At 64.0% G+C, this 25,260-nt stretch carries 21 protein-coding genes; 11 read left to right on the top strand and 10 right to left on the bottom strand.

Annotation, left to right across the window (positions count from 1 at the left end; genetic code table 11):
* Nucleotides 1-98 precede the first annotated feature (98 nt).
* On the top strand, nt 99-548 hold the full coding sequence (locus PPA02S_RS15270) for a c-type cytochrome (RefSeq protein ID WP_028631903.1): 450 nt from the start codon (nt 99-101) through the stop codon (nt 546-548).
* 56 nt (nt 549-604) lie between these two features.
* Here PPA02S_RS15270 and PPA02S_RS15265 read toward each other — a convergent pair whose 3' ends face one another.
* From PPA02S_RS15265 to PPA02S_RS15255, 3 genes are all read right to left on the bottom strand, one after another.
* Complete coding sequence (locus PPA02S_RS15265; RefSeq protein WP_028631902.1) at nt 605-997, bottom strand: DUF1090 domain-containing protein; 393 nt, start codon at nt 995-997, stop codon at nt 605-607.
* 238 nt (nt 998-1,235) lie between these two features.
* Nucleotides 1,236-2,426 carry a methionine adenosyltransferase gene (gene metK, locus PPA02S_RS15260; protein ID WP_003249375.1) on the bottom strand — a complete coding sequence of 397 codons (1,191 nt, stop codon included), beginning with the start codon at nt 2,424-2,426 and terminating at the stop codon, nt 1,236-1,238.
* An 18-nt stretch (nt 2,427-2,444) separates the two neighbouring features.
* Nucleotides 2,445-3,437, bottom strand: coding sequence for an ArsR/SmtB family transcription factor (locus tag PPA02S_RS15255; protein WP_028631901.1), 993 nt, complete (start codon nt 3,435-3,437; stop codon nt 2,445-2,447).
* A 249-nt stretch (nt 3,438-3,686) separates the two neighbouring features.
* Here PPA02S_RS15255 and tkt point away from each other — a divergent pair, with 249 nt between their 5' ends.
* The 10 genes from tkt to PPA02S_RS15205 all read left to right on the top strand — a co-directional run bounded on the left by tkt (nt 3,687) and on the right by PPA02S_RS15205 (nt 14,047).
* Entirely contained in the window at nt 3,687-5,684 is a 1,998-nt protein-coding gene (gene tkt, locus PPA02S_RS15250; protein ID WP_028631900.1) for a transketolase, read from the top strand.
* Nucleotides 5,685-5,835: 151 nt separating this feature from the next.
* Nucleotides 5,836-6,897 (top strand): erythrose-4-phosphate dehydrogenase, encoded by a 1,062-nt coding sequence (gene epd, locus PPA02S_RS15245; protein WP_028631899.1) that lies wholly within the window; start codon nt 5,836-5,838, stop codon nt 6,895-6,897.
* Between the two features lie 12 nt (nt 6,898-6,909).
* Nucleotides 6,910-8,073 carry a phosphoglycerate kinase gene (locus PPA02S_RS15240; RefSeq protein WP_028631898.1) on the top strand — a complete coding sequence of 388 codons (1,164 nt, stop codon included), beginning with the start codon at nt 6,910-6,912 and terminating at the stop codon, nt 8,071-8,073.
* Nucleotides 8,073-8,324 carry a hypothetical protein gene (locus PPA02S_RS15235; RefSeq protein WP_028631897.1) on the top strand — a complete coding sequence of 84 codons (252 nt, stop codon included), beginning with the start codon at nt 8,073-8,075 and terminating at the stop codon, nt 8,322-8,324. The genes PPA02S_RS15240 and PPA02S_RS15235 overlap by 1 nt, the downstream gene beginning before the upstream one ends.
* Nucleotides 8,325-8,464: 140 nt before the next feature.
* A complete protein-coding gene (locus PPA02S_RS15230; RefSeq protein WP_028631896.1) occupies nt 8,465-8,794 on the top strand; it encodes an MliC family protein in 330 nt (109 codons plus the stop codon).
* Nucleotides 8,795-8,892: 98 nt separating this feature from the next.
* Nucleotides 8,893-9,957 (top strand): class II fructose-bisphosphate aldolase, encoded by a 1,065-nt coding sequence (gene fba, locus PPA02S_RS15225; protein ID WP_028631895.1) that lies wholly within the window; start codon nt 8,893-8,895, stop codon nt 9,955-9,957.
* Between the two features lie 226 nt (nt 9,958-10,183).
* Nucleotides 10,184-12,310 carry a putative bifunctional diguanylate cyclase/phosphodiesterase gene (locus PPA02S_RS15220; RefSeq protein ID WP_028631894.1) on the top strand — a complete coding sequence of 709 codons (2,127 nt, stop codon included), beginning with the start codon at nt 10,184-10,186 and terminating at the stop codon, nt 12,308-12,310.
* 39 nt (nt 12,311-12,349) lie between these two features.
* A complete protein-coding gene (locus PPA02S_RS15215) occupies nt 12,350-12,850 on the top strand; it encodes a M48 metallopeptidase family protein (protein ID WP_028631893.1) in 501 nt (166 codons plus the stop codon).
* 12 nt (nt 12,851-12,862) lie between these two features.
* Complete coding sequence (locus PPA02S_RS15210; RefSeq protein WP_028631892.1) at nt 12,863-13,159, top strand: winged helix-turn-helix domain-containing protein; 297 nt, start codon at nt 12,863-12,865, stop codon at nt 13,157-13,159.
* 150 nt (nt 13,160-13,309) lie between these two features.
* Nucleotides 13,310-14,047, top strand: coding sequence for a substrate-binding periplasmic protein (locus tag PPA02S_RS15205; RefSeq protein WP_028631891.1), 738 nt, complete (start codon nt 13,310-13,312; stop codon nt 14,045-14,047).
* Between the two features lie 6 nt (nt 14,048-14,053).
* Here the strand turns inward: PPA02S_RS15205 and yccS are convergent, their stop codons facing one another.
* The 7 genes from yccS to PPA02S_RS15170 form a co-directional block, all read right to left on the bottom strand.
* A complete protein-coding gene (gene yccS, locus PPA02S_RS15200; protein WP_028631890.1) occupies nt 14,054-16,240 on the bottom strand; it encodes a YccS family putative transporter in 2,187 nt (728 codons plus the stop codon).
* Between the two features lie 83 nt (nt 16,241-16,323).
* On the bottom strand, nt 16,324-17,505 hold the full coding sequence (locus PPA02S_RS15195; protein ID WP_028631889.1) for a BaiN/RdsA family NAD(P)/FAD-dependent oxidoreductase: 1,182 nt from the start codon (nt 17,503-17,505) through the stop codon (nt 16,324-16,326).
* 42 nt (nt 17,506-17,547) lie between these two features.
* Nucleotides 17,548-18,885, bottom strand: a complete 1,338-nt coding sequence (dbpA, locus tag PPA02S_RS15190; RefSeq protein ID WP_245614715.1) for an ATP-dependent RNA helicase DbpA — start codon at nt 18,883-18,885, stop codon at nt 17,548-17,550.
* Nucleotides 18,886-18,997: 112 nt separating this feature from the next.
* Nucleotides 18,998-20,425 (bottom strand): multidrug transporter subunit MdtD, encoded by a 1,428-nt coding sequence (gene mdtD, locus PPA02S_RS15185; RefSeq protein WP_028631887.1) that lies wholly within the window; start codon nt 20,423-20,425, stop codon nt 18,998-19,000.
* A 94-nt stretch (nt 20,426-20,519) separates the two neighbouring features.
* Nucleotides 20,520-21,839 (bottom strand): TldD/PmbA family protein, encoded by a 1,320-nt coding sequence (locus tag PPA02S_RS15180; protein ID WP_028631886.1) that lies wholly within the window; start codon nt 21,837-21,839, stop codon nt 20,520-20,522.
* Nucleotides 21,839-23,281, bottom strand: coding sequence for a TldD/PmbA family protein (locus PPA02S_RS15175; RefSeq protein WP_028631885.1), 1,443 nt, complete (start codon nt 23,279-23,281; stop codon nt 21,839-21,841). The genes PPA02S_RS15180 and PPA02S_RS15175 overlap by 1 nt, the downstream gene beginning before the upstream one ends.
* Before the next feature lie 32 nt (nt 23,282-23,313).
* Complete coding sequence (locus tag PPA02S_RS15170) at nt 23,314-25,116, bottom strand: acyl-CoA dehydrogenase (RefSeq protein ID WP_028631884.1); 1,803 nt, start codon at nt 25,114-25,116, stop codon at nt 23,314-23,316.
* Nucleotides 25,117-25,260 lie beyond the last annotated feature (144 nt).

The raw sequence follows: 25,260 nt of genomic DNA, 5'->3' as shown, positions 1-25,260 counted from the left end.
CGAACATGAATATTCGCCCTGTTTTTCATGTGGCTATTGGTGTTTGTGCCTGGCAACGCGATACTGCACGCCCATTTGCCGAGGCCGAAGTGAGCGTGATGTACAAGCGATTGACGGTAGTAGTGCTGGTAACCCTGGCCATGGGCGGTTGCGATCGGGTTGACCCGAACTCGCCGCTGGGCCAGCGCAAGGTCATTTTCAAGGACATGATGAAGACCAGCGAAGACCTGGGCGGCATGCTGAGGGGGCGCTTGCCGTTCAACAGCGAAAAATTCGCTGCCGGCGCGGTGCAGCTGGATGAACTGGCCCACAAGCCGTGGCAGCACTTCCCGCAGGCGCGCGACGATGCCGCTGACAGCAGCGCCCGGGCCGAGGTGTGGGAGCGCCAGGCGCGTTTCCACGACTTGGCAAGGCAGTTGGAACACGCCACTGGCGAACTGGTGGCCGTTACCCGCGCCCAGCCCCTGGAAGCAGCGCCGCTCAAAGCGCCGATGGACAGGGTGGAGGCGGCGTGCAAGGCCTGTCATACCGAGTTTCGTAACCACTGATTGCCCGCGCCTGCTCAGGGGCCTGGGCGGGCGGCGCATGCTGGCGTCGCCCGCTGTCAGCGGTCCAGGTCGTCTACCGCTTCCTGCAGTTCTTTGCGCGACTCGGCCAACTTGTCTTTACGCTTGTTGATCTTTTCTGCGTCGCCCTTTTTCTCGGCTTTTTTCAGGTCTTTTTCCCGCTGGGCCACTTCGTGGCGTGCATCGAGCACCTTTTGCTCACGCTCTTTGCGCAGGCTGGCGTCGGTGCAGTTGGCAACGCCGCGCAGTGCTTCTTCCAGCCCGGCAACCTGGCCGCTGTTGCCTTGGTCGCGGGCGATCTTCAACTGGTTCTCGATGGCGCTGCGCTTGGCGGCGCAACCGGTCAGGCCTGCATCGGGCTGGGCTGCCTGCAGGTTGCTGGCGGCCAGGCCAAGGGTGGCGAGCAGGATGAAAGTTGAAGCGCGTTTCATGAAAAGCCTCCAGGACGGGGCGTAGTAGCGAAAAAGTAAGACGGAAATCCTGCCTTGGTTTTGCGGATTAAGAAACCCTAACCGGAAATTTCACTGCAACTATCGGGTTTTTCCGACAGGGAAATTGGTAAGAATTCATTGCCCCGAGGTAGGGGCGCTGGATTCTTGCGCCTTGGGGCTCACAAAAAAAGCCCCTGCCGATCGCTCGGCAGGGGCCCTGATGTTCGCCAACGATCGGTTACAGGCCGGCAGCGTCACGCAGCGACTGGGCGCGGTCGGTGCGTTCCCAGGTGAAGGTGGTGAAGGTGTCGTCGCCGACAGTCTTCTGCTGCGGGGTGCGGCCGAAGTGGCCGTAGGCAGCGGTTTCCTGGTACATGGGGTGCAGCAGGTCGAGCATGGTGGTGATGGCGTACGGGCGCAGGTCGAAGCACTCGCGCACCAGCTGGATGATCTTGTCGTCCGATACCTTGCCGGTACCGAAGGTGTTGATCGAGATCGACGTCGGTTGCGCCACGCCGATGGCGTAGGACACCTGAATCTCGCAGCGCTCGGCCAGCCCGGCCGCCACGATGTTCTTGGCCACGTAGCGGCCGGCGTAGGCGGCGGAACGGTCGACCTTGGATGGGTCCTTGCCGGAGAACGCGCCACCACCGTGGCGGGCCATGCCGCCATAGGAGTCGACGATGATCTTGCGCCCGGTCAGGCCGCAGTCACCCACCGGGCCACCGATGATGAAGTTGCCGGTGGGGTTGATGTGGTATTGGGTACCCTTGTGCAGCAGTTCGGCCGGCAGGGTGTGCTTGACGATCAGCTCCATCACCGCTTCCTGCAGGTCTTTCTGCGACACCTCAGGGTTGTGCTGGGTCGACAGCACCACGGCGTCGATGCCCACCACCTTCCCGTTTTCGTAGCGGCAGGTGACCTGGGACTTGGCGTCCGGGCGCAGCCACGGCAGCAGGCCAGACTTGCGCGCTTCGGCCTGGCGCTCTACCAGACGGTGCGAGAAGCAGATAGGCGCCGGCATCAGCACCTCGGTTTCATTGCTGGCATAGCCGAACATCAGGCCCTGGTCGCCAGCACCCTGGTCTTCAGGCTTGGAGCGGTCCACGCCCTGGGCGATGTCCACCGACTGCTTGCCGATGATGTTCATCACCGCGCAGGTGGCACCGTCGAAGCCCACGTCGGAGCTGTTGTAGCCGATGTCGATGATGACCTTGCGCACCAGGTCCTCGAGGTCGACCCAGGCCGAGGTGGTCACTTCGCCGGCGATGATCGCCACGCCGGTTTTTACCAGCGTTTCACAGGCTACGCGGGCGTATTTGTCCTGGGCGATGATCGCGTCCAGAACGGCGTCCGAAATCTGGTCGGCGATCTTGTCCGGATGCCCTTCGGACACGGACTCGGAGGTGAAAAGGGAGTATTCGCTCATCTCGAGGGTTCCTGAAATTTACCGATGGTGTATGTCGCCAGCCGTCCGCTGGAAATGACGAACCTGGATCTGGAAACCGTTGCGCAGGCCTACGTACAGGCTGTCTGCGTGTGCCAGCCCGGCTGCATGGGCCCAGCGGGCCAGGTCGTCCTGTTCGAAGCCAAGCCACAGGTCGCCGCAGGCTTCGCGCGCCCACCCCTGGTCATGGCTGCACAGCTCGGTGACCAGCAGGCTGCCGCCTGCCTTCACCCGCTTGGCCAGCTGGCGCAACGCCAGGGCCGGGTCGCTGAAGTGGTGCAGCACCATGTTCAGCACAACGCAGTCGGCGGCCACATCCGTTGCACACAGTGCATCGGCCAACTGCAGGTTTACGTTACCCAGCCCTTCGCGCTGGCACACCTGGCGCGCCAGTTCGAGCATGGTCGGGCTGTTGTCCAGTGCCGTGACCTGGGCGAAGCGCCGTGCCAGGTCGGGGAGAAACCCGCCATCGCCGGGGCCGACTTCCAGGGCGCTGGCACCGGGTTGGAAGTGCAGCTTGTCGAGCAGCGCCAGGAGGCTCTCGCGGTATTGCGGCAGCCCTGCGATCAGGTCTTGCTGGGCACGGAATTTTTCTTCCACGCGCAGGAAAAAGTCCTGGCTGGTGGCGGCGCGGCGCTGCTGCACCTGGGCAATACGCGCCTGAACATCGGCGGGCAGGGCCAGGTCATCGACCTCGTCGAGCAACGCCGCATGCAGGCGCCCGCCCAGGCGCAGGCTGTCGGGCAGGGCGCGGCGATAGAAGATGGCATTGCCTTCGCGACGGGTGGCCACCAGGTCGGCCTGGGCCAGCACCTTGAGGTGGTGGCTCATGCCCGACTGGCCTATGCCGAAGATCTGCGCCAGTTCCAGCACGCCGAAGGAGTCGTTGGCCAGTGCCCGCAGCACATTCAGGCGCAGCTCATCGCCACTGGCCTTGCACAGGGCGGCCAGTGTTTCGCGTTGTTCCGGGATGGCGTGCGCGGGGACATTCATGGTGCGGCAGTCTAGACAGGCAGCGCTGCCCTAGCAAGGCCAATATCAAAAAGTTTTGATATTGGGGCAAGCTGCAAGCTTCAAGCTGCAAGCTGCAAGCTTGAGAGTGGCCTGAACCGGGCTCTGCTTCATCGCTTGCAGCTTAAAGCTTGCCGCTTGCAGCTTTAAAGTTGCCCCAAGCCCCCCCAGTGGGCGAAAATGGCTGCCTTTCTTGTGTCACTCCCTATTCAAGCCCCCAGGAGATCAGCGATGCCCAGCCGTCGTGAACGTGCCAACGCCATTCGTGCCCTCAGCATGGATGCCGTGCAAAAGGCCAACAGCGGCCACCCAGGTGCCCCCATGGGCATGGCGGATATCGCCGAAGTACTTTGGCGCGACTACCTCAAGCACAACCCGAGCAACCCCAAGTTCGCCGACCGTGACCGCTTCGTGCTGTCCAACGGCCATGGCTCGATGCTTGTCTATTCGCTGCTGCACCTGACCGGCTACGACCTGTCGATCGACGACCTCAAGGGTTTCCGTCAACTGCACAGCCGCACCCCGGGTCACCCGGAATACGGCTACACCCCAGGCGTTGAAACCACCACCGGCCCACTGGGCCAGGGTATTGCCAACGCCGTAGGCTTCGCCCTGGCTGAAAAAGTCATGGCCGCGCAGTTCAACCGTGACGGCCATACCATCGTTGACCACAACACCTATGTGTTCATGGGCGACGGCTGCATGATGGAAGGCATCTCCCACGAAGTGGCGTCGCTGGCCGGCACCCTGGGCCTGAACAAGCTCATCGCCTTCTATGATGACAACGGCATTTCCATCGACGGCGAAGTGCACGGCTGGTTCACCGACAACACCCCGGCCCGTTTCGAAGCCTACAACTGGCAGGTGATCCGCAACGTCAACGGCCACGATGCCGAAGAAATCAAGATGGCCATCGAGACGGCGCGCAAAAGCGACCGCCCGACCCTCATCTGCTGCAAAACCACCATCGGCTTCGGTTCGCCGAACAAGCAGGGCAAGGAAGAATCCCACGGTGCGCCGCTGGGCAACGACGAAATCGCCCTGACCCGCCAGGCCCTGAACTGGAACCACGGCCCGTTCGAAATCCCGGCCGACATTTATGCCGAGTGGGACGCCAAGGCCAATGGTGCCAAGGTGGAAGCCGAGTGGAACCAGCGCTTCGACGCCTACGCCAAGGCCTACCCGGAGCTGGCAGCCGAATTCAAGCGCCGCAGCGCCGGCGAACTGCCAGCCGACTTCAGCGAGAAGGCCCAGGCCTACGTCAACGAAGTGGCGGCCAAGGGTGAAACCATCGCCAGCCGCAAGGCCAGCCAGAATGCACTGAATGCCTTCGGCCCGCTGCTGCCGGAATTCCTCGGCGGCTCGGCTGACCTGGCCGGCTCCAACCTGACCCTGTGGAAGGGTTGCAAAGGTGTGGAAGCGGCCGATGCCAGCGGCAACTACGTGTTCTACGGCGTACGCGAGTTCGGCATGACCGCCATCATGAACGGCGTGGCCCTGCACGGCGGCCTGGTGCCTTACGGCGCCACCTTCCTGATGTTCATGGAATACGCCCGCAACGCCGTGCGCATGTCCGCACTGATGAAGCAGCGTGTTATCCACGTGTACACCCACGACTCCATCGGCCTGGGCGAAGATGGCCCGACCCACCAGCCGATCGAGCAGCTCACCAGCCTGCGCACTACCCCGAACCTGGACACCTGGCGCCCCGCCGATGCCGTGGAATCGGCAGTCAGCTGGAAAAACGCCCTGGAACGCAAGGACGGCCCATCGGCGCTGATCTTCTCGCGCCAGAACCTGCAGCACCAGGAGCGCGACGCCCAGCAGATCGCCAATATCAGCCGTGGCGGCTACGTGCTCAAGGACTGCGCCGGCGAGCCGGAAGTCATCCTGATCGCCACCGGTTCCGAAGTGGGCCTGGCTGTTCAGGCGCATGCCAAGCTGACCGAGCAGGGCCGCAAGGCGCGCGTGGTATCCATGCCCTGCACCAGCGTGTTCGACGCCCAGGATGCCGCCTACAAACAGTCCGTACTGCCGCTTGAAGTGGGTGCGCGCATTGCCATCGAGGCTGCCCACGCGGACTTCTGGTACAAGTACGTGGGCCTGGAAGGCCGCGTCATCGGCATGACCACCTATGGTGAGTCGGCCCCGGCGTCGGCACTGTTCGAAGAATTCGGCTTCACCGTGGAAAACATCCTGGGTACTGCCGAAGAACTGCTGGAAGACTGATGTAACGGTCTGCGGGCGGTGTCGCCTGCATTGGCGGGCAAGCCCGCCCTCACTGGGTTGCATGTGCATCCAGTGGGGGCGGGCTTGCCAGCGAATGCCACACCGCAATGCCCGCAGGCTGACGAAAACAACATTGTCTCGTGAGCCCCGAATGCCCCACCTGCGTCCCTACAAAGTTGCACTCAACGGTTACGGCCGTATCGGCCGTTGTGTTCTGCGCGCGCTGTTCGAGCGTGGGGCGCGGGCCGGTTTCGACATCGTTGCGCTCAACGACCTGGCCGATCAGGCCAGCCTCGAATACCTCACTCGCTTCGACTCCACCCATGGCCGGTTCCCCGGCGAGGTCAGGGTCGATGGCGATTGCCTGCACATCAATGGCGACTGCGTGAAGGTGATGCGCAGCGCCACGCCAGAGGGCATCGACTGGGCGGCCCTTGGCATCGACCTGGTGCTGGAATGCTCCGGCGCCTACCACACCCGGGCCGATGGCCAGCGCTTTCTGGATGCCGGCGCGCCACGCGTGTTGTTCTCGCAGCCCATGGCCAGCGAGGCCGATGTGGATGCCACGGTGGTGTACGGCATCAACCAGGCGTGCCTGACAGGCAGCGAACGCCTGGTGTCCAATGCCTCCTGCACCACCAACTGTGGCGTGCCGCTGTTGCGGGTACTGGACCAGGCGTTTGGCATCGAGTACGTGCAGATCACCACCATTCACTCGGCGATGAACGACCAGCCTGTGATCGACGCCTACCACCACGAAGACTTGCGCCGCACGCGTTCGGCCTTCCAGTCGGTGATCCCGGTGTCCACCGGTTTGGCGCGCGGTATCGAACGCCTGCTACCGGAACTTGCCGGGCGAATCCAGGCCAAAGCGGTACGCGTGCCCACGGTCAACGTGTCGTGCCTGGACATCACCCTGCACACCGCCCGCGACACTACGGCGGCCGAGGTCAACAGGGTGCTGCGCGAGGCCGCGCTGGAAGGCCCGCTCAAGGGCCTGCTGGCCTATACCGAGCTGCCGCACGCCAGTTGTGATTTCAACCATGACCCGCATTCGGCCATCGTCGATGCCAGCCAGACCCGCGTTTCCGGCCCCCGGCTGGTCAACCTGCTGGCCTGGTTCGACAACGAATGGGGGTTTGCAAACCGTATGCTCGACGTTGCCGACCACTTCCTGCACGTCGTTCACCCAACCCGCAACAAACAGCCCTGAAGGACTGCATTCATGACCGTGTTGAAGATGACCGACCTCGACCTGAAAGGTAAGCGCGTACTGATTCGCGAAGACCTCAACGTGCCTGTGAAGGACGGTGTGGTAACCAGCGACGCGCGTATCCAGGCCGCACTGCCGACCATCAAGCTGGCCCTGGAGAAGGGCGCAGCGGTCATGGTCTGCTCCCACCTGGGGCGCCCCACCGAGGGCGAGTTCTCTGCCGAGAACAGCCTCAAGCCGGTTGCCGACTACCTGAGCAAGGCCCTTGGCCGCGATGTGCCGCTGGTTGCCGATTACCTGAACGGTGTGCAGGTCGATGCCGGTGACCTGGTGCTGTTCGAGAACGTGCGGTTCAACAAAGGCGAGAAAAAGAACGCCGACGAGCTGGCGCAGCAGTACGCTGCCCTGTGCGATGTGTTCGTCATGGACGCGTTCGGCACCGCGCACCGCGCCGAAGGCTCGACCCATGGCGTTGCCAAGTTTGCCCAGGTTGCCGCCGCCGGCCCGCTGCTGGCGGCAGAGCTAGATGCCCTGGGCAAGGCACTGAAAGCCCCGGCCAAGCCGATGGCGGCCATCGTCGCCGGCTCCAAGGTGTCCACCAAGCTGGACGTGCTGAACAGCCTGAGCACCGTATGCGACCAGCTGATCGTGGGTGGCGGCATCGCCAACACCTTCCTGGCCGCTGCCGGGCACCCGGTGGGCAAGTCGCTGTACGAGCCGGACCTGGTCGAAACCGCCAAGGCCATCGCAGCGAAGGTGAGCGTGCCGCTGCCGGTTGACGTGGTGGTCGCCAAGGAATTCGCTGAAAGCGCCGAAGCCACCGTCAAGGCCATTGCTGACGTCGCCGCCGACGACATGATCCTGGACATCGGCCCGCAGACGGCTGCCCAGTTCGCCGAACTGCTGAAGTCGTCGAAAACCGTGTTGTGGAACGGCCCGGTTGGGGTGTTCGAATTCGACCAGTTCGGCAACGGCACCCACGTGCTGGCCAAGGCCATCTCCGACAGCGCTGCGTTCTCCATTGCCGGTGGCGGTGATACCCTGGCAGCCATCGACAAGTATGGTGTCAGCCAGGATATCTCCTACATTTCCACCGGTGGCGGCGCGTTCCTCGAGTTCGTCGAGGGCAAGGTGCTGCCAGCCGTGGCGATTCTGGAAGAGCGGGCCAAGGCTTGATGATTTCGTCGTCTGGCAAAGGGAGTGGCCTCATGGTCAAGCAATTGCCTGTCATGCTGTTGGCCGGCCTGCTGAGCGCCTGCGCTGGCAGCCCGGCGTCGCAGGACGACCCGGCGCAGCCGCCCAAGGGCGGCTGCTACCAGTCCGAGTGGCAAGCCGAGACGGTGCCGGTGATCAGCAAGCGCGTGGGCCCCGACGGTTTGGAAAAGTACGACGAGGAACACCAGCGCAAGGCGCCAGGCTGCCCTTGATCGGGTGCCTGGCAACCTGAAGGCAGGTTTGTGGTCTTGTGAGTGGGCCCGCCCGCTTACGCGCTTTATGTGGCAGCCGGCTTGTCAACGCAACGAAGCGCGCTGACGGGGTGCAAGGTAGCCCAAACCGAGGAAACAGAATGAAAGCGTTTCTGGCCGTAACGGCCCTGGCAACCCTGGCAGGTTGCTCGCTGCTCAAGCCAGCGCAACCTGCCCCGGCAGACAACTGGACCCGCTGGGTCTGCGATACACAAACCGAAGTGCTGTGGCGCTTTGCCGACCCGCAGCAGGACCAGGTGGATGTCCGCCTGGGTGGCGGTGACCAAGTCTACCGCCTGAAGGCCGAGCCGGGTGCCTCGGGTGCGCTGTACAGTGACGGCATGCTGGCCTTCCACACCAAGGGTGATGAGGGCCTGGTGTACTGGGTGGCGACCAACGATCTGATTGGGCGGGGCTGCAAGGCACCGTGACTGGCCGGGCCGCAAGGTGGCCCACATAACTTGAACAGCAACCGCCCCTGCGGCAGGCTTGCACGAAACAACGACGCTTGTCGGGAGAGAGATACACAATGGCACTCATTAGCATGCGCCAGATGCTGGACCACGCCGCCGAGTTCGGTTACGGCGTACCAGCTTTCAACGTCAACAACCTCGAGCAGATGCGCGCCATCATGGAAGCGGCCGATAAAACCGACTCCCCGGTGATCGTGCAGGCCTCCGCCGGTGCTCGCAAGTACGCCGGTGCGCCTTTCCTGCGCCACCTGATCCTGGCGGCCATCGAAGAATTCCCGCACATCCCGGTGTGCATGCACCAGGACCACGGCACCAGCCCCGACGTATGCCAGCGTTCCATCCAGCTGGGCTTCAGCTCGGTGATGATGGACGGCTCGCTGGGCGAAGACGGCAAAACCCCGACCGACTACGAGTACAACGTACGCGTCACCCAGCAGACCGTTGCCATGGCCCACGCCTGCGGCGTATCGGTTGAAGGCGAACTGGGCTGCCTGGGCTCGCTGGAAACCGGCATGGCCGGTGAAGAAGACGGCATCGGTGCCGAAGGCGTCCTGGACCACAGCCAGATGCTGACCGACCCGGAAGAAGCGGCCGACTTCGTCAAGAAAACCCAGGTAGACGCCCTGGCCATCGCCATCGGCACCAGCCACGGCGCCTACAAGTTCACCAAGCCGCCTACCGGTGACGTGCTGGCCATCGACCGCATCAAGGAAATCCACAAGCGCATCCCCAATACCCACCTGGTGATGCACGGTTCTTCCTCGGTACCGCAGGAGTGGCTGGCGATCATCAACCAGTACGGCGGCGACATCAAGGAAACCTACGGCGTGCCGGTCGAAGAGATCGTCGAAGGCATCAAGTACGGTGTGCGCAAGGTGAATATCGACACCGACCTGCGTTTGGCATCCACCGGTGCGATTCGTCGCCACATGGCGGTCAACCCAAGCGAATTCGACCCTCGCAAGTTCTTCGCCGAAACCGTGAAGGCCATGCGCGACGTGTGCATCGCCCGTTACGAAGCCTTCGGCACTGCCGGCCATGCCTCCAAGATCAAGCCGATCTCCCTGGAAGGCATGTTCCAGCGCTACGCCAAAGGTGAACTGGTGGCCAAGGTCAACTAAGCCACCGGCGATTGAAAAACCCGCAGCGATGCGGGTTTTTTTTGCCCCCAGAAAAGGTATGCCGCGCTTCAGCGCGCGGATTATGTCGGCGAGATGACTGCCGTTCGTCTACCTTGATCTCAACGAGTGATAGCTTTCTGATTGCAGTGCGTGCTATCGGCGTGCGTCTGGAGTACAACTGGATCAGGCGGTATTTTTGAAGTCGGTCACAAAATAGAGAAGCAGCATGGATGGCGCTCAACTCCAACACCTGTCACAGGATGGCAGCTCGGTTCTTCTGGTAGTCGATGATTACCCCGAGAACCTCATCAGCATGCGGGCCCTGCTGGCCCGTCACGATTGGCAAGTGCTGACCGCCGCTTCCGGGCTGGAGGCCTTGAACGCGCTGTTGGCAAACGACGTAGACCTGGTTTTGCTGGATGTACACATGCCGGAGATGGACGGCTTTGAAGTCGCACGCCTCATGCGCAGCAACCATCGCACGCGCTTCACCCCGATCATATTCCTCACCGCCAATGAGCAGTCCGAGGAGGCGGTGCTGAAGGGCTACGCCAGCGGCGCTGTGGACTACATGTTCAAGCCATTTGACCCCAAGATCCTCAAACCCAAGGTGCAGGCCCTGCTCGACCAGCAACGCAACCGGCGTATGTTGCAGGGGCTGACCCGCGAGCTGGAGGCGGCGCGGGCATTCAATGCGTCCATTTTGGATAACGCTGCCGAAGGCATTCTGGTGGTGGACGAGCAAGGCATCATCCGCTTTGCCAACCCCGCCATCTGCCGCCTGCTTTCGGCGCCGGTGCAGCAACTGCAGGGGGCCTACCTGTTGGGGCTGGTGCAACTGGCCAGCGCCACGTTGTGGCAGGAGTCGGAGTTCTACCAGGCCTACCTGGCCCGGCGCATCTTCCGCGTGCACGATGCCCAGCTGCGCCGGTTGGGCGGTGAGCTGCTGCCGGTCGCCTTGTCGTGCGCGCCACTGCCAGTTGACCAGCAGGCCATGGTGGTGACCGTGCTAGACATGTCGGCGGTGCACAATCTGCACCAGCAACTTGAGTACCAGGCCATCACCGACCCGCTTACCGGGCTGCTGAACCGGCGCGGGTTCTACCAGGCTGCCGAAAGCGCGCTGCTGCGCAACGAGCGCTCGGACCGGGCCAAGGCACTGATGTACATGGACCTGGACGGCTTCAAGCGCATCAACGACTCGCTCGGCCACGATGCCGGTGACCGCGTGCTGCGCTGGGTGGCGGACCAGCTCAAGGACTGCCTGGGCAATGAGGCGCTGCTGGCGCGCATGGGGGGGGACGAGTTCACGGCCTTGTTCGACGGCCTGCCCTACCCGGAGCAGGCCGGGCGCTATGCTGAACGTTTGCTCGAACGCATTTCCATCAGCCATCAGGTGGATGGGCTGGATGTTTGCCTTGGGGTCAGTATCGGCATCGCCACGTACCCGGACTGCGGGGCGAATGTAGAAGGCCTGCTGCGTGCTGGCGATGCGGCCATGTACGCGGCCAAGCAGCAGGGGCGCCAGCAATACCGCTTCTACGATGAGGAACTCAACGGGCGGGCGCGGTCGCGGCTGATGCTGGAGGACGGCGTGCGCTCGGCCATCGAGCAGCAGGACTTCACCCTGGTCTACCAGCCGCAAGTGGCGTTCGCCGATGGCCGCCTGCGTGGCTTCGAAGCCTTGCTGCGCTGGCAGCACCCCAGTGTCGGTGACGTCCCCCCGGGCCTGTTCATACCCCTGCTGGAGGAAGCTAGGCTGATTAATCGGCTGGCCAGCTGGATCTACGGGCAGAGTGCGGCCCAGCGCAAGGCCTGGTACGCGCATTTTCCCAAGGACCTGGTGCTTGGCATCAGCCTGAGCCGCGCTCAGTTTGCCGCACCTGGGCTGGTGGACGAGCTGGAGCGGGTGATCCAGCGTTACCAGCTGCAACCGGCACACCTGGAAGTGGAAGTGGCAGAAACGTCCCTGATGTACAACATCGACGCTGCTGTAAAACAGATCGACCGGCTGCGCACGCTGGGTGTGCGGGTGGCCCTGGATGACTTTGGCGCAGGCGACTGCTCGCTGCGCATGCTGCGTGACTTGCCCATCGATACCCTCAAGCTCGATCGGCACTTGGTGGCGCGCCTGCCGGATTCGGCGGTGGATGCGGCGCTGGCGCGCAGTGTGCTGGGGCTGTGCGTCGACTATGGCATAACGGTGATCGCCGAAGGCGTGGAAACCCAGGCCCAGGCTGATTGGTTGAAGGCCAGTGGCTGCGCCTATGTGCAGGGTTTTCTGGTGGCGCACCCGATGACGGCCACCGACGCCGGTAGCTTCCCGGCGATTTTCCCCTGGCCAGCGACGTGATTGGCTAGAATCGCCATTCGTTTCGCCAACTGTGTTGCCATGAACGCCTTACGTTACTTGCAAGCCTACCCCCCGCACCTGCAGCAACAGGTGCGGCAGATGATCGATACTGACCGCCTGGGCGAGTACCTGCAGCGGCGCTACCCCGACCGCCACGCTGTGCAAAATGACAAGGCGTTGTACGGCTATGCCCAGGAGTTGCGCCAACGCTACCTGCGCACCGCCCCACCCCTGGACAAGGTGCTGTTCGACAACCGCCTGGACCTCACCCACCGGGCGTTGGGCCTTAACACTGCGGTGTCGCGGGTGCAGGGAGGCAAGCTCAAGGCCAAGAAGGAAATCCGCATCGCGTCGCTGTTCAAGGAAGCCGCGCCGCAGTTTCTGCGCATGATCGTGGTGCACGAACTGGCGCACCTGCGCGAGCGCGACCATAACAAGGCCTTCTACCAGCTGTGCCAGCACATGGAGCCGGACTACCACCAACTGGAACTCGACCTGCGCATCTACCTGACGTACCGGGAACTGCCAGGCAACTGTTAAGGACCACGTAGCATGGAAGTGAGCAAGACCAAGAGCAGCTTCTACCGCCGCCTGTACGTGGCCTGGCTGATCGACAGCCAGACTGCGACCAGCGTGCCCGCCCTGATGGAGGCGACCGGCATGCCGCGGCGCACCGCCCAGGACACCATCGCCGCACTGGCCGACCTGGACATCGCCTGCGTTTTCGAACAGCAGCCAGGGGCGCGTAACCATGCCGGGCACTACCGTATACAGGACTGGGGAGCGATTGACCGGCAGTGGATTGGCCGCCATTTGCAGCAGTTGCGCGAGGTGCTGGGTTACCCCTGAGCGGCATGCGCCGCACAGCACCTTGCATATGAAAAATCCAGGCTTCGGCCAGAATAGAGGCTAAATGACACTATTGGCCGCTGCCCTCGCCAGGCGCTTTGTGTAAGCTCAGCCGCAGTGTGTGCCCCTCCACGGCGAAAGGACTTGAACATGCGGCCATTGCTTTGTGTGCTCGGGTTGTTGGCAATGACAGTGGCGCTGCCCGCCACCGCACACGGCAAATTGCGCCTGGTGGCAGACCGCTGGCCGCCGTTCACCGATGCCAGCTTGCCGGGTGGAGGGCTGGCAACCAGTATCGTCACCACCGCGCTGGCCCGGGCCGGCTATAGCAGCGGCTTTGAAGAAGTGCCCTGGTCGCGGGCGCTGCTGGGCGTGAGCGAGGGGCGTTACGACGTGCTGATCAATGCCTGGTACAACGACGCGCGCACCCAAAGCGGGCTGTTTTCAAAAGCCTACCTCACCAACCGCATTCGCCTGCTGGAACGCAAGGGCAGCAGTTTTCGCTATCAGCGCATGGCCGACCTGTACCCCTATAGCATCGCCGTGGTTCGCGACTACGCCTATTCGGCCGAGTTCGACAGCGATCCACGCCTGCACAAGGTCCCTGTAAGCACCTTTTCGTCAGCTGTGCGCATGCTGGCGGCAGGGCGGGTGAGCCTGGCGATAGAGGACGAGTATGTGGCCCGGTATCACCTGCAGCGCGAACCCGAGCAGGTGCGCGACACCGTTACCCTGGTGGAGCCGCCGCTTGCTGAAAACACCTTGCACATCCTGGTCAGCCTCAAGCACCCCGAGCACACGCGCATCGTCGCCCGGTTCGAGCGGGCGATCGCGGCGATGAAGGCGGACGGCAGTTACGAGCAACTGCTTCACCGATACGGGTTATGACCCCCGTCAAAGGGCCGGTGCATCTTTCTTCATCAAGTGTGCAGCCAGGGTGCGCAACGGCCCTAACTGGCGGCAGATCAACGCCAGTTGGGTTTGCACCAGCCTTTGATGCTCATCCACGTCATCGGGCATCTGCTCCAGGGCATTGGCTAGGGCTTCTTCGGCATCGCTGTGGATGTCTACCGGCAACCCCGCCGACAGGCCGTTGGCGATTTCGTCGAGGCTGTTGGCCAGGCTGCCGCCTGCGCCTTCGATCAGTTGCTCCTGCACTTCGGCCGGCAGGGCTGTGTCGCGGTGGGCGCCCAGCCCGGAGAGGTAGCTGAGCAACGTGTGGGACAGCACCAGGAAGCGGAAGCCCACGTCCGCTTCCTTGCGGAAGTGCCCAGGCTCCATCAGCATGTTGGCCAGGGTGGTGGACAGCGCTGCATCGGCGTTGTGGGCGTTGCGCCGTGCCAGGCGATACGCCAGGTCGTCGCGCTTGCCGTAGGCATACTGCTGCATGATCTGGCGCAGGTACACACTGGCGCAGGCCAGGGTGTTGGCCAGCGCCTTGTTCAGCCGCCGCCCCTGCCAGTCGGGCAGGAACAGGAACACCGCCATGATGGCGATCAGGCTGCCCACCAGGGTGTCGAACAGGCGCGGCAGGAACAAACCGTAACCGTCGCCGATCTGGTTGAAGCAGAACAGCACCATCAGGGTGATCGCGGCAGTGGCCAGGGTATAGCGGGTGGTACGGTTGACGAAGAAGACAACCCCGGCCACCACGGCGAACAACGACTGGATGACCGGGTTGGGGAACAGGTCGAACAGCGCCCAGCCGACGGTCAGGCCAACGGCAGTACCGATGATCCGCTGCACCAGCTTGCGCCGTGTTGCACCGTAGCTGGGCTGGCACACGAACAGGGTGGTGAGGATGATCCAGTAGCCCTGGGTAGGGTGGATGAGGTGCACCATGCCGTAGCCGATCGACAGCGCCAGCGGCAGGCGCAGGGCATGGCGGAACACCAGGGACGTGGGCGTCAGTTGCGTGCGCAGCCGCTTCCACACGTCCTTGAGGGTGCGCGGCGAGCGGTCCAGCAGGCTGCTGTCGCTGGCGTCCGCCAGGCTGTCCGGGTTGCTGGCCGCACTGAGCAGGCGGTCCAGCGTGGCCAGGTTAGCCGCCAGCGCCCGCAGCGAGCGCAGCAGCCCGCGCCAGGCCGGGTTGTTCTGGTTGCGCAGGTACTCCAGCGACGCGTTGAGGTCTTCGAGTGCCTCGGCAAAGCCGCTGGCCAGCACGAACGGCTGGCGCAGGCGTATCGAGCGGGCCAGCTCCTGGCAGGACGAGCCTTGTTTGCGCAGCAGCCGCTGGCAGCGGAACATCACGTCGCTGTGGAAAAACGCCTCGGTCAGAGCGTTGTAAGGGTAGTGCGAGGCGCTGACCCTTTCGTGGATGTCCTGCGCCAGGAAATACAGCTTGAGGTAGCGGCTGACCTTGGAGTTGGGCTGGCTGTTGCCCACCCGATGCAGGATGATTTCCTTGGCGGCGTTCAGCGCCGCCACTACCTTGCCGTTCTGCTGGGCCAGTTCCAGGCGGCGGGCCTCTACATCCAGGGTGCGGATGGGCTCGAACAGGCTGGCCTTGAGCTTGAGGTAGGTGCCTAGCTCGAAATACAGCTTGGCCAGGCTTTGCTGCACCGGTTGGTTGGAAAACAACGCCTGCCACAGCACGGACAGCAGCCCATACCAGGCGGCGCCGGCCACCAGCAGCATGGGCTCGTGCCAGAAGTCCGTCACCATGCCACCGCGCTGGTCCACCCCGATCATGGTGTAGACGGCGGTAATCAAGGTGGCAGAGGCAATGGCGCCATAACGCTCGCCCAGCGCGCCCAGCATGGTCAGCGCGAACGCGGCCAGGGCGAGTGCGGTCACGAACAGCAAGGGGTAGGGGAACAGCAGTTCCACAGCTAGGGCGGCAATGGCAAAGCACACCAGGGTGACGGCCAGGGCGCTCAGGCGGCCCTGCCAGCTGTCGTCGGTCTCGGCCAGGGCGCTGGCGATGATGCCGAGGAACAGCGGGATCAGCAGGCCCATTTCGTTCTGGTGCCAGCACAAGGCCAGGCTGCCGGTGAGGGCGATGGTTACCCGGATGCTGTAGCTGAACTTATCCTGGCCCCACAGGCGACGCAGTGACTGACGCAACGAGCTCGATGACATGATGGCCTGCTAGGCAGTGATCGAATGAATGCATTGAACACGGACCAGCAAGAAGCGTTCCGTGCTGCGCAATGAATTCTACCCTACACGAACTGCGCTGCGGCATTGGCCGAGGCCCAGGCCCACTGGAAATTGAAACCGCCCAGGTGGCCGGTCACATCCAGCACTTCGCCAATGAAGTACAGCCCCGGGCTCTTGAGCGATTCCATGGTCTTGGACGACACCTCGCGGGTATCAACCCCGCCCAGGGTTACTTCGGCGGTGCGGTAACCCTCGGTACCGGCCGGCACCACCTGCCAGTGGGCCAGCGTGTCGGCGATGTGCTGCAGCTCGGCCGGGGTGTACTGCTTCATGGGCCTCGAGTTGAACCACTGCTCCGCCAGCAGGGTGGCCAGCTTGCGGGTGAACACCTCGCCCAGCACCGTCTTGAGTTCGGCGTTGGCGCGTTCTGCCTGCATCTGTTGCAGCCAGCCCAGTGCATCGCGGTCGGGCAGCAGGTTGATCTCGACGGTGTCGCCGGCTTCCCAGAACGATGAAACCTGCAGGATGGCCGGGCCACTCAGGCCACGGTGGGTGAACAGCAGGTTCTCGCGGAAGCTGCTGCCGTTGCAGCTGGCTGTGCAGTCCAGCGAGGTGCCGGACAGCTCGGTACACATGGCCTTGAGTTGCGGCTCGGTGATGGTGAACGGCACCAGGCCGGCGCGGGTGGGCAGCAGCGTGTGGCCGAACTGGCGCGCCACCTGGTAGCCAAACCCGGTGGCACCCAGCGTGGGGATGGACAGGCCACCCGTGGCGATCACCAGGGACTGGCAGGCGAACGTACCGCCGCTGGTTTGCAGCCGGTAGCCGCTGTCGGTTTTCTCGACCTGCTCGATGCTGGTGTGCATGCGGATTTCGGCACCGGCTTCATCGCACTCGGCCAGCAGCATGTCGAGGATGTCGCTGGCCTTGTTGTCGCAGAACAGCTGTCCGAGCTTTTTCTCGTGGTACGCCACGCCATGCTTGCAGACCAGCTCGATGAAGTCCCACTGGGTGTAGCGGGCCAAGGCTGATTTGCAGAAGTGCGCGTTGTGCGAAAGGAAGTTGCCCGGCTCGGTGTACAGGTTGGTGAAGTTGCAGCGCCCGCCGCCGGACATGAGGATCTTTTTGCCGGGCTTGTTGGCGTGGTCGAGGACCAGCACCTTGCGGCCACGGCGGGCGCTGAGCTGGGCACACATCAAGCCGGCGGCGCCGGCGCCGAGAATGATTACATCGGTGGAGTGCACGTTCTGAACCTTCAGATTTGAAATGCTGAGCCCTGTGGGGCCTTACAAAATGCGGACTTTCAGGGACCGACCCTTGATCTTGCCGCTGTTGAGCCGCTGCATGGCCTGCTTGGCCAGTGCCCGTTCCACGGCAACGAATGCCTGGAAGTCGAAGATGGCGATTTTACCGACCTGCTTGCCCGGGATGCCCGCATCCCCCGTCAGCGCACCCAGGATGTCGCCCGGGCGCAGCTTGTCCTTGCGCCCGGCGGCGATACACAGGGTGCTCATGACTGGCAGCAGCGGCTCGCCGCCCTTGTTCTTCAGGCTGTCCAACGGGTCCCAGCGCAACGGGCTGTTCTGCAAGGCTTCGATGGCCTGGGCCCTGTGGCCCTCGGCCGGCGCTACCAGGCTGACGGCAATGCCCTTCTCGCCGGCACGGCCGGTGCGGCCCACCCGGTGCACGTGGATCTCGGCGTCGCGGGCCAGTTCCACGTTGATGACCATGTCCAGGCCGTCGATATCCAGGCCGCGGGCTGCCACGTCGGTGGCCACCAGCACCGAGCTGCTGCGGTTGGCGAACATTGTCAGCACCTGGTCGCGGTCACGTTGCTCCAGGTCGCCGTGCAGCGCCTGTGCGACGATGCCCTTGGCGGTGAGGTGGGCGACCACATCCTCGCATTGCTGCTTGGTGAAGCAGAAGGCCACGCAGGACTGCGGGCGATAGTGGCCCAGTACGCGGGTCACCGCCTCCAGGCGCTGCTGGGGGTCGATCTCGATGAAGCGCTGTTCGATCTGGTTGTCGGTGTGCAGGCTCTCGACCTTCACCTGCTGCGGGTCACGCATGAAGTCTGCCGCCAGTTGCTTGATGCCGGCCGGGTAGGTGGCCGAGAACAGCAGGGTCTGGCGACGTGCCGGGGTCTTGCCGATGATGCTGGCGATGGCATCGAAGAAGCCCATGTCCAGCATGCGGTCGGCTTCGTCCAGCACCAGTGTGTTGAGCCCGCTGAGCACCAGGGTGCCTTTGTCGAGGTGTTGCTGGATACGCCCCGGCGTGCCGACGATGATGTGCGCGCCATGCTCCAGCGAAGCGATCTGCGGGCCCAGGGACACCCCGCCGCACAGGGTGAGGATCTTGATGTTGTCCTCGGCCCGCGCCAGGCGGCGCAGCTCTTTGGCCACCTGGTCGGCCAGCTCGCGGGTGGGGCACAGCACAAGGGCCTGGCAGCCAAAATAGCGCGGGTTGATGGGGTTGAGCAGGCCGATGCCGAAGGCGGCGGTCTTGCCGCTGCCGGTCTTGGCCTGGGCGATCAGGTCCTTGCCTTTGAGAATGACCGGCAGGCTCTGGGCCTGGATGGGCGTCATCGAGGCATAGCCCAGGGCGTCCAGGTTGGCCAGCATGGCGGAAGACAGCGGCAATGTGGCAAAGGCGGTGGTGTCGGTGGTCACGAGGCGGGCCTGCGGTGCGAAGCGAAAAATGCCGCACAGTCTACCAGCCTCGATGCCATTCCCCCTAAGACTCCATGTGCTGTTCCGGACGACGGGCACGCCTTCCGTCCGTGGGCGCCAGCTGCAGGAAAATCGCTGCAGCCAGCATGGCCATGACGCCGATGGTGAAGAACGTCAGCTGGAAGGCGCCAAGGGTGGTTTCAACGCCTTCGGCGCTGCCCGCCGCTGTGAACCCGCCCAGCAACGCGCCAGCACAGGCAACGCCCAGGCTCAGCGACAACTGTGCCACCACCGACAGCAGGCTGTTGCCGCTGCTGGCGCTGGCGTCGTCGAGGTCGATCAGCGTTACCGTGTTCATGGCGGTGAACTGCAGGGAGTTTACCGCCCCCAGCAGGCCCAGCTGCACCAGCAGCAGCCAGTACGGCGTCTGCTCGTCTACCAGGCCCAGGCCGGCCAGCAGCAGCCCCAGCAGCAACGTGTTGCCGGTAAGGATGATGCGGTAGCCCAGGCGCTCGATCAGCGGCCGGGCGATGGACTTGGCGAGCATGGCGGCGGCGGCCAGCGGGATCATGCTCATGCCGGCCTGGGCCGGCGAGTAGCCAAGCGCCACCTGCAGCAGCAACGGCACCAGAAACGGCAGGGCACCGCTGCCCAGGCGGGCGAACAGGTTGCCGAGGATGCCGATGGCGAAGGTGCGTACGCGGAACAGGCTGGGTGAGAACAACGGCTCCGGGTCGCGCCCGGCGCGCAGCCAGTACGCCGCCAGGCAGGCCATGCCGGCGAACAGCAGCAGCATCACCCGCAGGTGGGGCAGGTGCAGCTCGCCCAGGCCTTCCATGGCGATGGTGATCAGCACCATCGCTGCGCCAAACAGCACAAAGCCCGGGCCGTCGAAGGTGGTGCGCTCAGCGCCGCGCAGGTCGGGGATGAACTTCCACACCGCATAGCAGCCAATCAGGCCTACCGGCAGGTTGAGCAAGAAGATCCAGTGCCAGCTCAGGATTTCCACCAGCCAGCCGCCCACCGTGGGGCCAAGCAACGGGCCGAGCAGGCCGGGGATGGTGATGAAGCTCATGATCCGCACCAGCTCGGTGCGCGGGTACGCGCGCAGCACCACCAGCCGGCCAACCGGCAGCATCAGCGCCCCACCGAGCCCCTGCACGATGCGCGCGAAAATCAGGAAGCCCAGGCTGTTGGCGACTGCGCACAGCAGCGAACCGAAGCTGAACAGCAGGATGGCACTGAAGAAGATGCGCTTGGTGCCGAAGCGGTCGGCGATCCAGCCCGAGGCCGGGATCAGCAGGGCGACGGTGAGCATGTACGAGATGATCACCCCCTGCATGCGCAGGGGGTCTTCGGCCAGGGACCGGGCCATGGCTGGCAGCGCGGTGTTGAGGATGGTGCCGTCCAGCGACTGCATGAAGAAGGCAATGGCCACTACCCACGGGATCCAGCGGGCGGTGACAGGGTCCAGCGGGGTGCGTTCGGGCATGACGTCCTCGTTTGTCGTTACCGGCCTCATCGCGGGGCTGTGGCGCACGCCCGTGTGGCGGTGGGCTTGCCCGCGATGAGGCCGGTAATGCCAGTCACAATGTCAGGTTAAGCCCTTTGACCAGTACCCCCGGCAAATGACTCGATCCGGTACTGCGCTGCCCATAGGTACTGGTCGACAGGATCATCTCCCGCTCCAGGGTCAGGTCTTCCAGCTGGCTGCCCAGCAAACTGTACAGGCTGTCGTCGAAGCGCATGGTATTCACCGGCCCCTGTATCGCCCCGTTCTCGACCCAGAACGTGGCAAAGCGGGTCAGCCCGGTCATGCGCGCTGCGGGCAGGTCGGAGTAGTTCAGGTACCACAGGTTGCTGATATACAGGCCGGTGCCGAGGCGCTGCAGTACCGCTTCGCTGGGCAGGTTCCCGCCGGCCATGCTCAGTGCACAGGGCGATTCGTAGCTGTCGGCGCCATTGGCCACCCGCTGGAACTCTGCGGCGCTGCGTGCACTGGTCAACTGCTGGCGGGCCTTGCCGTGCTGAATCAGCGGCACGTCCATGCGCGGCGAGCCTTCATCGGAAAACGCCGGGCTCAGCGAGCCGCTGACCTGCTCGCTGAAACTCACCAGCGGGCTCAATTGCCCATCGCCGTTGTACAGGCGCTGCAGGGCACTGTTACCGGTGGCCAGGGCCTGGGCCGAGAAGCCTCCCCAGCACAGCATCCCGGCAATTTCGTCCATGGCTGCAGGCGCGAGGTACGCACGATAGCTGCCAGGCTTGAGGGTAATGGCCGGTTGGCCCAAAAAGCCCAGCTGGTCACGGGCCTGGCGCAGGCGGTGGGTAAAATCACCCGCGTTCCAGGCTTGCCCGGCATAGTTGGCTTTGACGGCCTGTCCATTCTCGTGGAACAGGCTCCAGTCCATGTTGAAGCTGTTGGCCTGGTGCCAGCCGAGGGCGCCGAATGAGCTGGCAAAGCCACGGCACACAGGGCCGGCGGCATAGATACCGACCAGGTCCAGGTCACCTGCCTCGCGTTCGATCAGCGCCAGTACTTCATCAAGCGCCGGCAGCGGTGCTGCCTGGCAGCTCAGGCTATTCCAGGGGGCGGTGTTCAGTTGCAGATACGGGTCTATTGGCAGCAGGGGTAGCGTCTGGCGTAGCAACTGCATGGCAGCCTCCAGCCGCTGGCTGTCTACCTGTGCCTCACCGCTCAAGGTGACCAACTGCTCAGCCTGGCGGCCGTCGCGGATCAGCCGCAGGTGCGTGCTGGCCTGGCTTACATCCCCCGCCTGGCGCACCTTGGCGTGGTTGAAACGCACAAACCGAGACTGCTCGGCGCTGTAGCCGAGGGTGAATTGCTCGCCGGCGTGCAGGGCGTTGTGCGCCACCCCCACCAGGGCTTCGAAAGCATGTTGCATCAGGCCTGCCCTCCGAACACGTCGATCTGGCGGAACACGCAGGCTGGGGCCGCATGGCCGACCCTTACCACCTGGTTAGGCTCGCCCTTGCCGCAATTGGGCGTGCCCAGCACCTGGAACGTGCTGCGGTCGCCGACGGCGGCCAGGTTGCGCCAGAACTGCGCCGAGATACCGCGGTAATTGGGGTTCTTGACGATGCCCTTGAGCTCGCCGTTCTCGATCAGTTGCCCCCATTCGCAGCCGAACTGGAATTTGTTGCGGGCGTCATCGATTGACCAGGAGCGGTTGGTGCGCATCAGGATGCCGTGCTCGATACCCTGCACCAGTTGTTCCAGTGACCGATCACCCGGCTCGATGTTCAGGTTGGCCATGCGGTCGATGGGCGCCCTGTTCCAGCTACAGGCACGGCTGTTGGCAACGCCCTCCAGGCCAGAGCGGTACTGCGACAGCGCGCCCCCCAGCGGGCGCAGCAACACGCCGTCACGGATCAAAAACTGCTTGGTTGCCGGGGTGCCGTCGTCATCGAAACCATAGCTGGCCAGTTCTTCGCTTATGGTCGGATCGAACGTCACGTTCAGCAATGCCGACCCGTATTGCAGGTGGCCAAAGTCACTGGCTTTTATGAAGCTGGTGCCCGCGTAGTTGCGCTCGTCGCCCAGGATGCGGTCCATTTCCAGGGGGTGGCCGATGGACTCGTGAATCTGCAGCATCATCTGGTCGGGCATCAGCAACAGGTCACGCTGGCCCTCAGGGGTGTTGGGCGCCAGCAGCAGTTGCAGGGCCTGGTCGGCCACCCGCTGGGCCGCGCCTACCAGGCCGCAACGCTCGACGACCTCGAAGCCACCCTGCTGGCCGAAGTTTTCCCGGCCCAGGCTGCGGCTCTGGCTGTCCTGGCCATCGCTGGCGGTGACGCTCAGGCCGGGGAATAGAAAGCGTTGAGCATGGCGCAGCTCGGCGCCAGCAGAGTTCAGGTAGGTTTGCTCTACCACACTCACGCCCAGGCTGGCTTGCCAGTCCACCAGGCGCTCATCGGCGGGCACGCTGGCTGACTCTGCCGCGAGCAGGGCCAGGCAGTTGGCAAGGGAGGGTATGGCCTCATCGAAATGGGGCGAGACAACGTCATGCTGCCCAGTGGGAACGGCCTGCCCACGCAGGTCGAGCAGGCTGTGCCGGGCGATTTGCCGCGCCAGCGCCTCGGCCTGTTCCAGTGCACGCTGCAGGCCTGCCTGGCTGAGGTCGGCAGTGGCGGCGTAAGCCTCTACCCCAGCCACCCGTGCGGTCAGCATGGCGCCTTCGTCCTGGCTGAAAAACGGTGGTTCGGCTACGTTGCGCCGCACCGACAGCGCCTGGTGCGACTGTTTGACGTGACGCAGGGAAAACACCTCGGCCGAACTGCGCAGCGCGGCGAAGCGCTGGCGCAGCAAGGCGCTGGAATCGAACATGGGCAGGCCTCCGTTTGCGCGGTGGCTCCCCCTTAGAACCACTCATCCTGCATGTCGAGGCAGGTCGCATCGCGGGCCTCGAGCAGTGCCAGGTCATTATGGCAGCCAGGCACCTCCCAGGTCAGGAAATAACGCGCCGCCTGCAACTTGCCCCGGTAGAAGTCGCGGTCACCGTCATCACCCTTCAATAACCCGAGCTCGGCGTGGATGGCTTGCTCCAGCCAGCGCCAGCCGATCACGCAATGGCCGAACACTTTCAGGTACAGGGCCGAGTTGGCCAGGGCCTGTGCAGCGTGGCCCTGCGCGAGGTCGCCAAGCAGAGCCAGGGTGACCGCCTGCAGGCGGTTGACCAAGTGTTCGAGCGGCTCGCGCAGCGAGTCCAGGTTGGGGTGGTGGCTGGCGCGTTCGCCGGTGGCTGCCATCAGGCGCATCAGTTGCTTGAGGCCGGCGCCGTTGTGCTGCGCCAGCTTGCGGCCGAGCAGGTCGAGTGCCTGTATGCCTTCGGTGCCTTCGTGAATCGGGTTCAGGCGGTTGTCGCGGTAGTACTGCTCCACGGGGTACTCACGGGTGTAGCCGTGGCCGCCGAGTATCTGCACCGCCAGCTCGTTGGCCTTGAGGCAGAAGGCCGAGGGCCACGACTTGACCACAGGGGTGAGCAGGTCGAGCAACTGCTGGGCCTGCTCGCGTGTGGCCTGGTCGCGGGCTGTGTGGGTATCGTCGAACAGGCGCGCCGCATACAGCCCCAGGTCGAAAGCGCCTTCAACGTAGGCCTTCTGCGCCAGCAACATCCGCCTCACATCGCTGTGGGCGATGATGGGCACGGGTGGGGTGTGCGGGTTCCTGTCTTCCAGTGGCCGGCCCTGGGGGCGCTGGCGGGCATAGTCCAGTGAGTACAGGTAGCCCGCGTAGCCTAGCATCACAGCGCCCATGCCCACGCCGATGCGGGCTTCGTTCATCATCTGGAACATGCAGGCCAGGCCTTGGTGCGGCTGGCCGACCAGGTAGCCGATGCACTGGCCGTTGTCGCCGAAGTTGAGCGCAGTGGAGGTGGTGCCGCGCCAGCCCATCTTGTGGAATAGCCCGGCCAACAGCACGTCGTTGCGCGGGCCCAGGCTACCGTCGGGGTTGACGCGGAACTTGGGCACGATGAACAGGGAGATACCTTTCACCCCGGGTGGGGCGTCCGGCAGCTTGGCCAGCACCATGTGCACGATGTTCTCCGACAGCGCGTGATCACCGCCGGAGATGAAGATCTTGTTGCCCTTGAGCCGGTAGCTGCCATCGCCCACCGGCTCGGCGCGGGTGCGGATATCGGCCAGCGACGAGCCGGCGTGGGGTTCGGTCAGGGCCATGGTGCCGAAGTATCGGCCTTCGATCATGGGTTGTAGAAACAGCCGCTTCTGTTCCTCGTTGCCAAAACTCTCGATCAGGTTGGCGGCGCCCATGGTCAGGAAGGGGTAGGCAGTGGTGCCGGCGTTGGCCGCCTGGAAGTGGGCAAAGCAGGCCTGTGACACCAGGCTGGGCAGTTGCATGCCGCCGGCTTCGAAATCCCTGTTGGCGTTGAGAAAGCCTGCCTGGAGAAAGGCGTCGACGGCGGGTTTGACCTCGGGAATCAACTCGGCGCAGCCGTTCACATAGCGCGGTTCGTTTTCATCGGCTTTGCGGTTGTGCGGTGCGAAGCATTTCTCGGCAATGGTGCGCGCCGTGGTCAGCGCCGCGTCGAAGGTTTCGCGGCTGTGCTCGGCGAAACGCGGGCGCTGGGTGAGGGCTTCGGCGTCGAGGACTTCGTAGAGTTCGAAGGTGAGGTTGCGGGAGCTGAGCAAGGTCTCGGGCATGGTCGCGGTCCTGATGCTGAATGCGGCGAGTGTAGGGGGGTGGTTGTGGGAGCGACAGGTTAATAGGTGTGGGTGATATGGGTTTAGAACGTAGTGGCGGCATGCCGGTGCTTGCCGTGGTGTTTTCTGCGCTTATGAGACCGA

This window comes from Pseudomonas parafulva NBRC 16636 = DSM 17004 (assembly GCF_000730645.1).
Taxonomy (GTDB): domain Bacteria; phylum Pseudomonadota; class Gammaproteobacteria; order Pseudomonadales; family Pseudomonadaceae; genus Aquipseudomonas; species Aquipseudomonas parafulva.
This window is presented reverse-complemented; position numbering and strand designations above follow the sequence as displayed.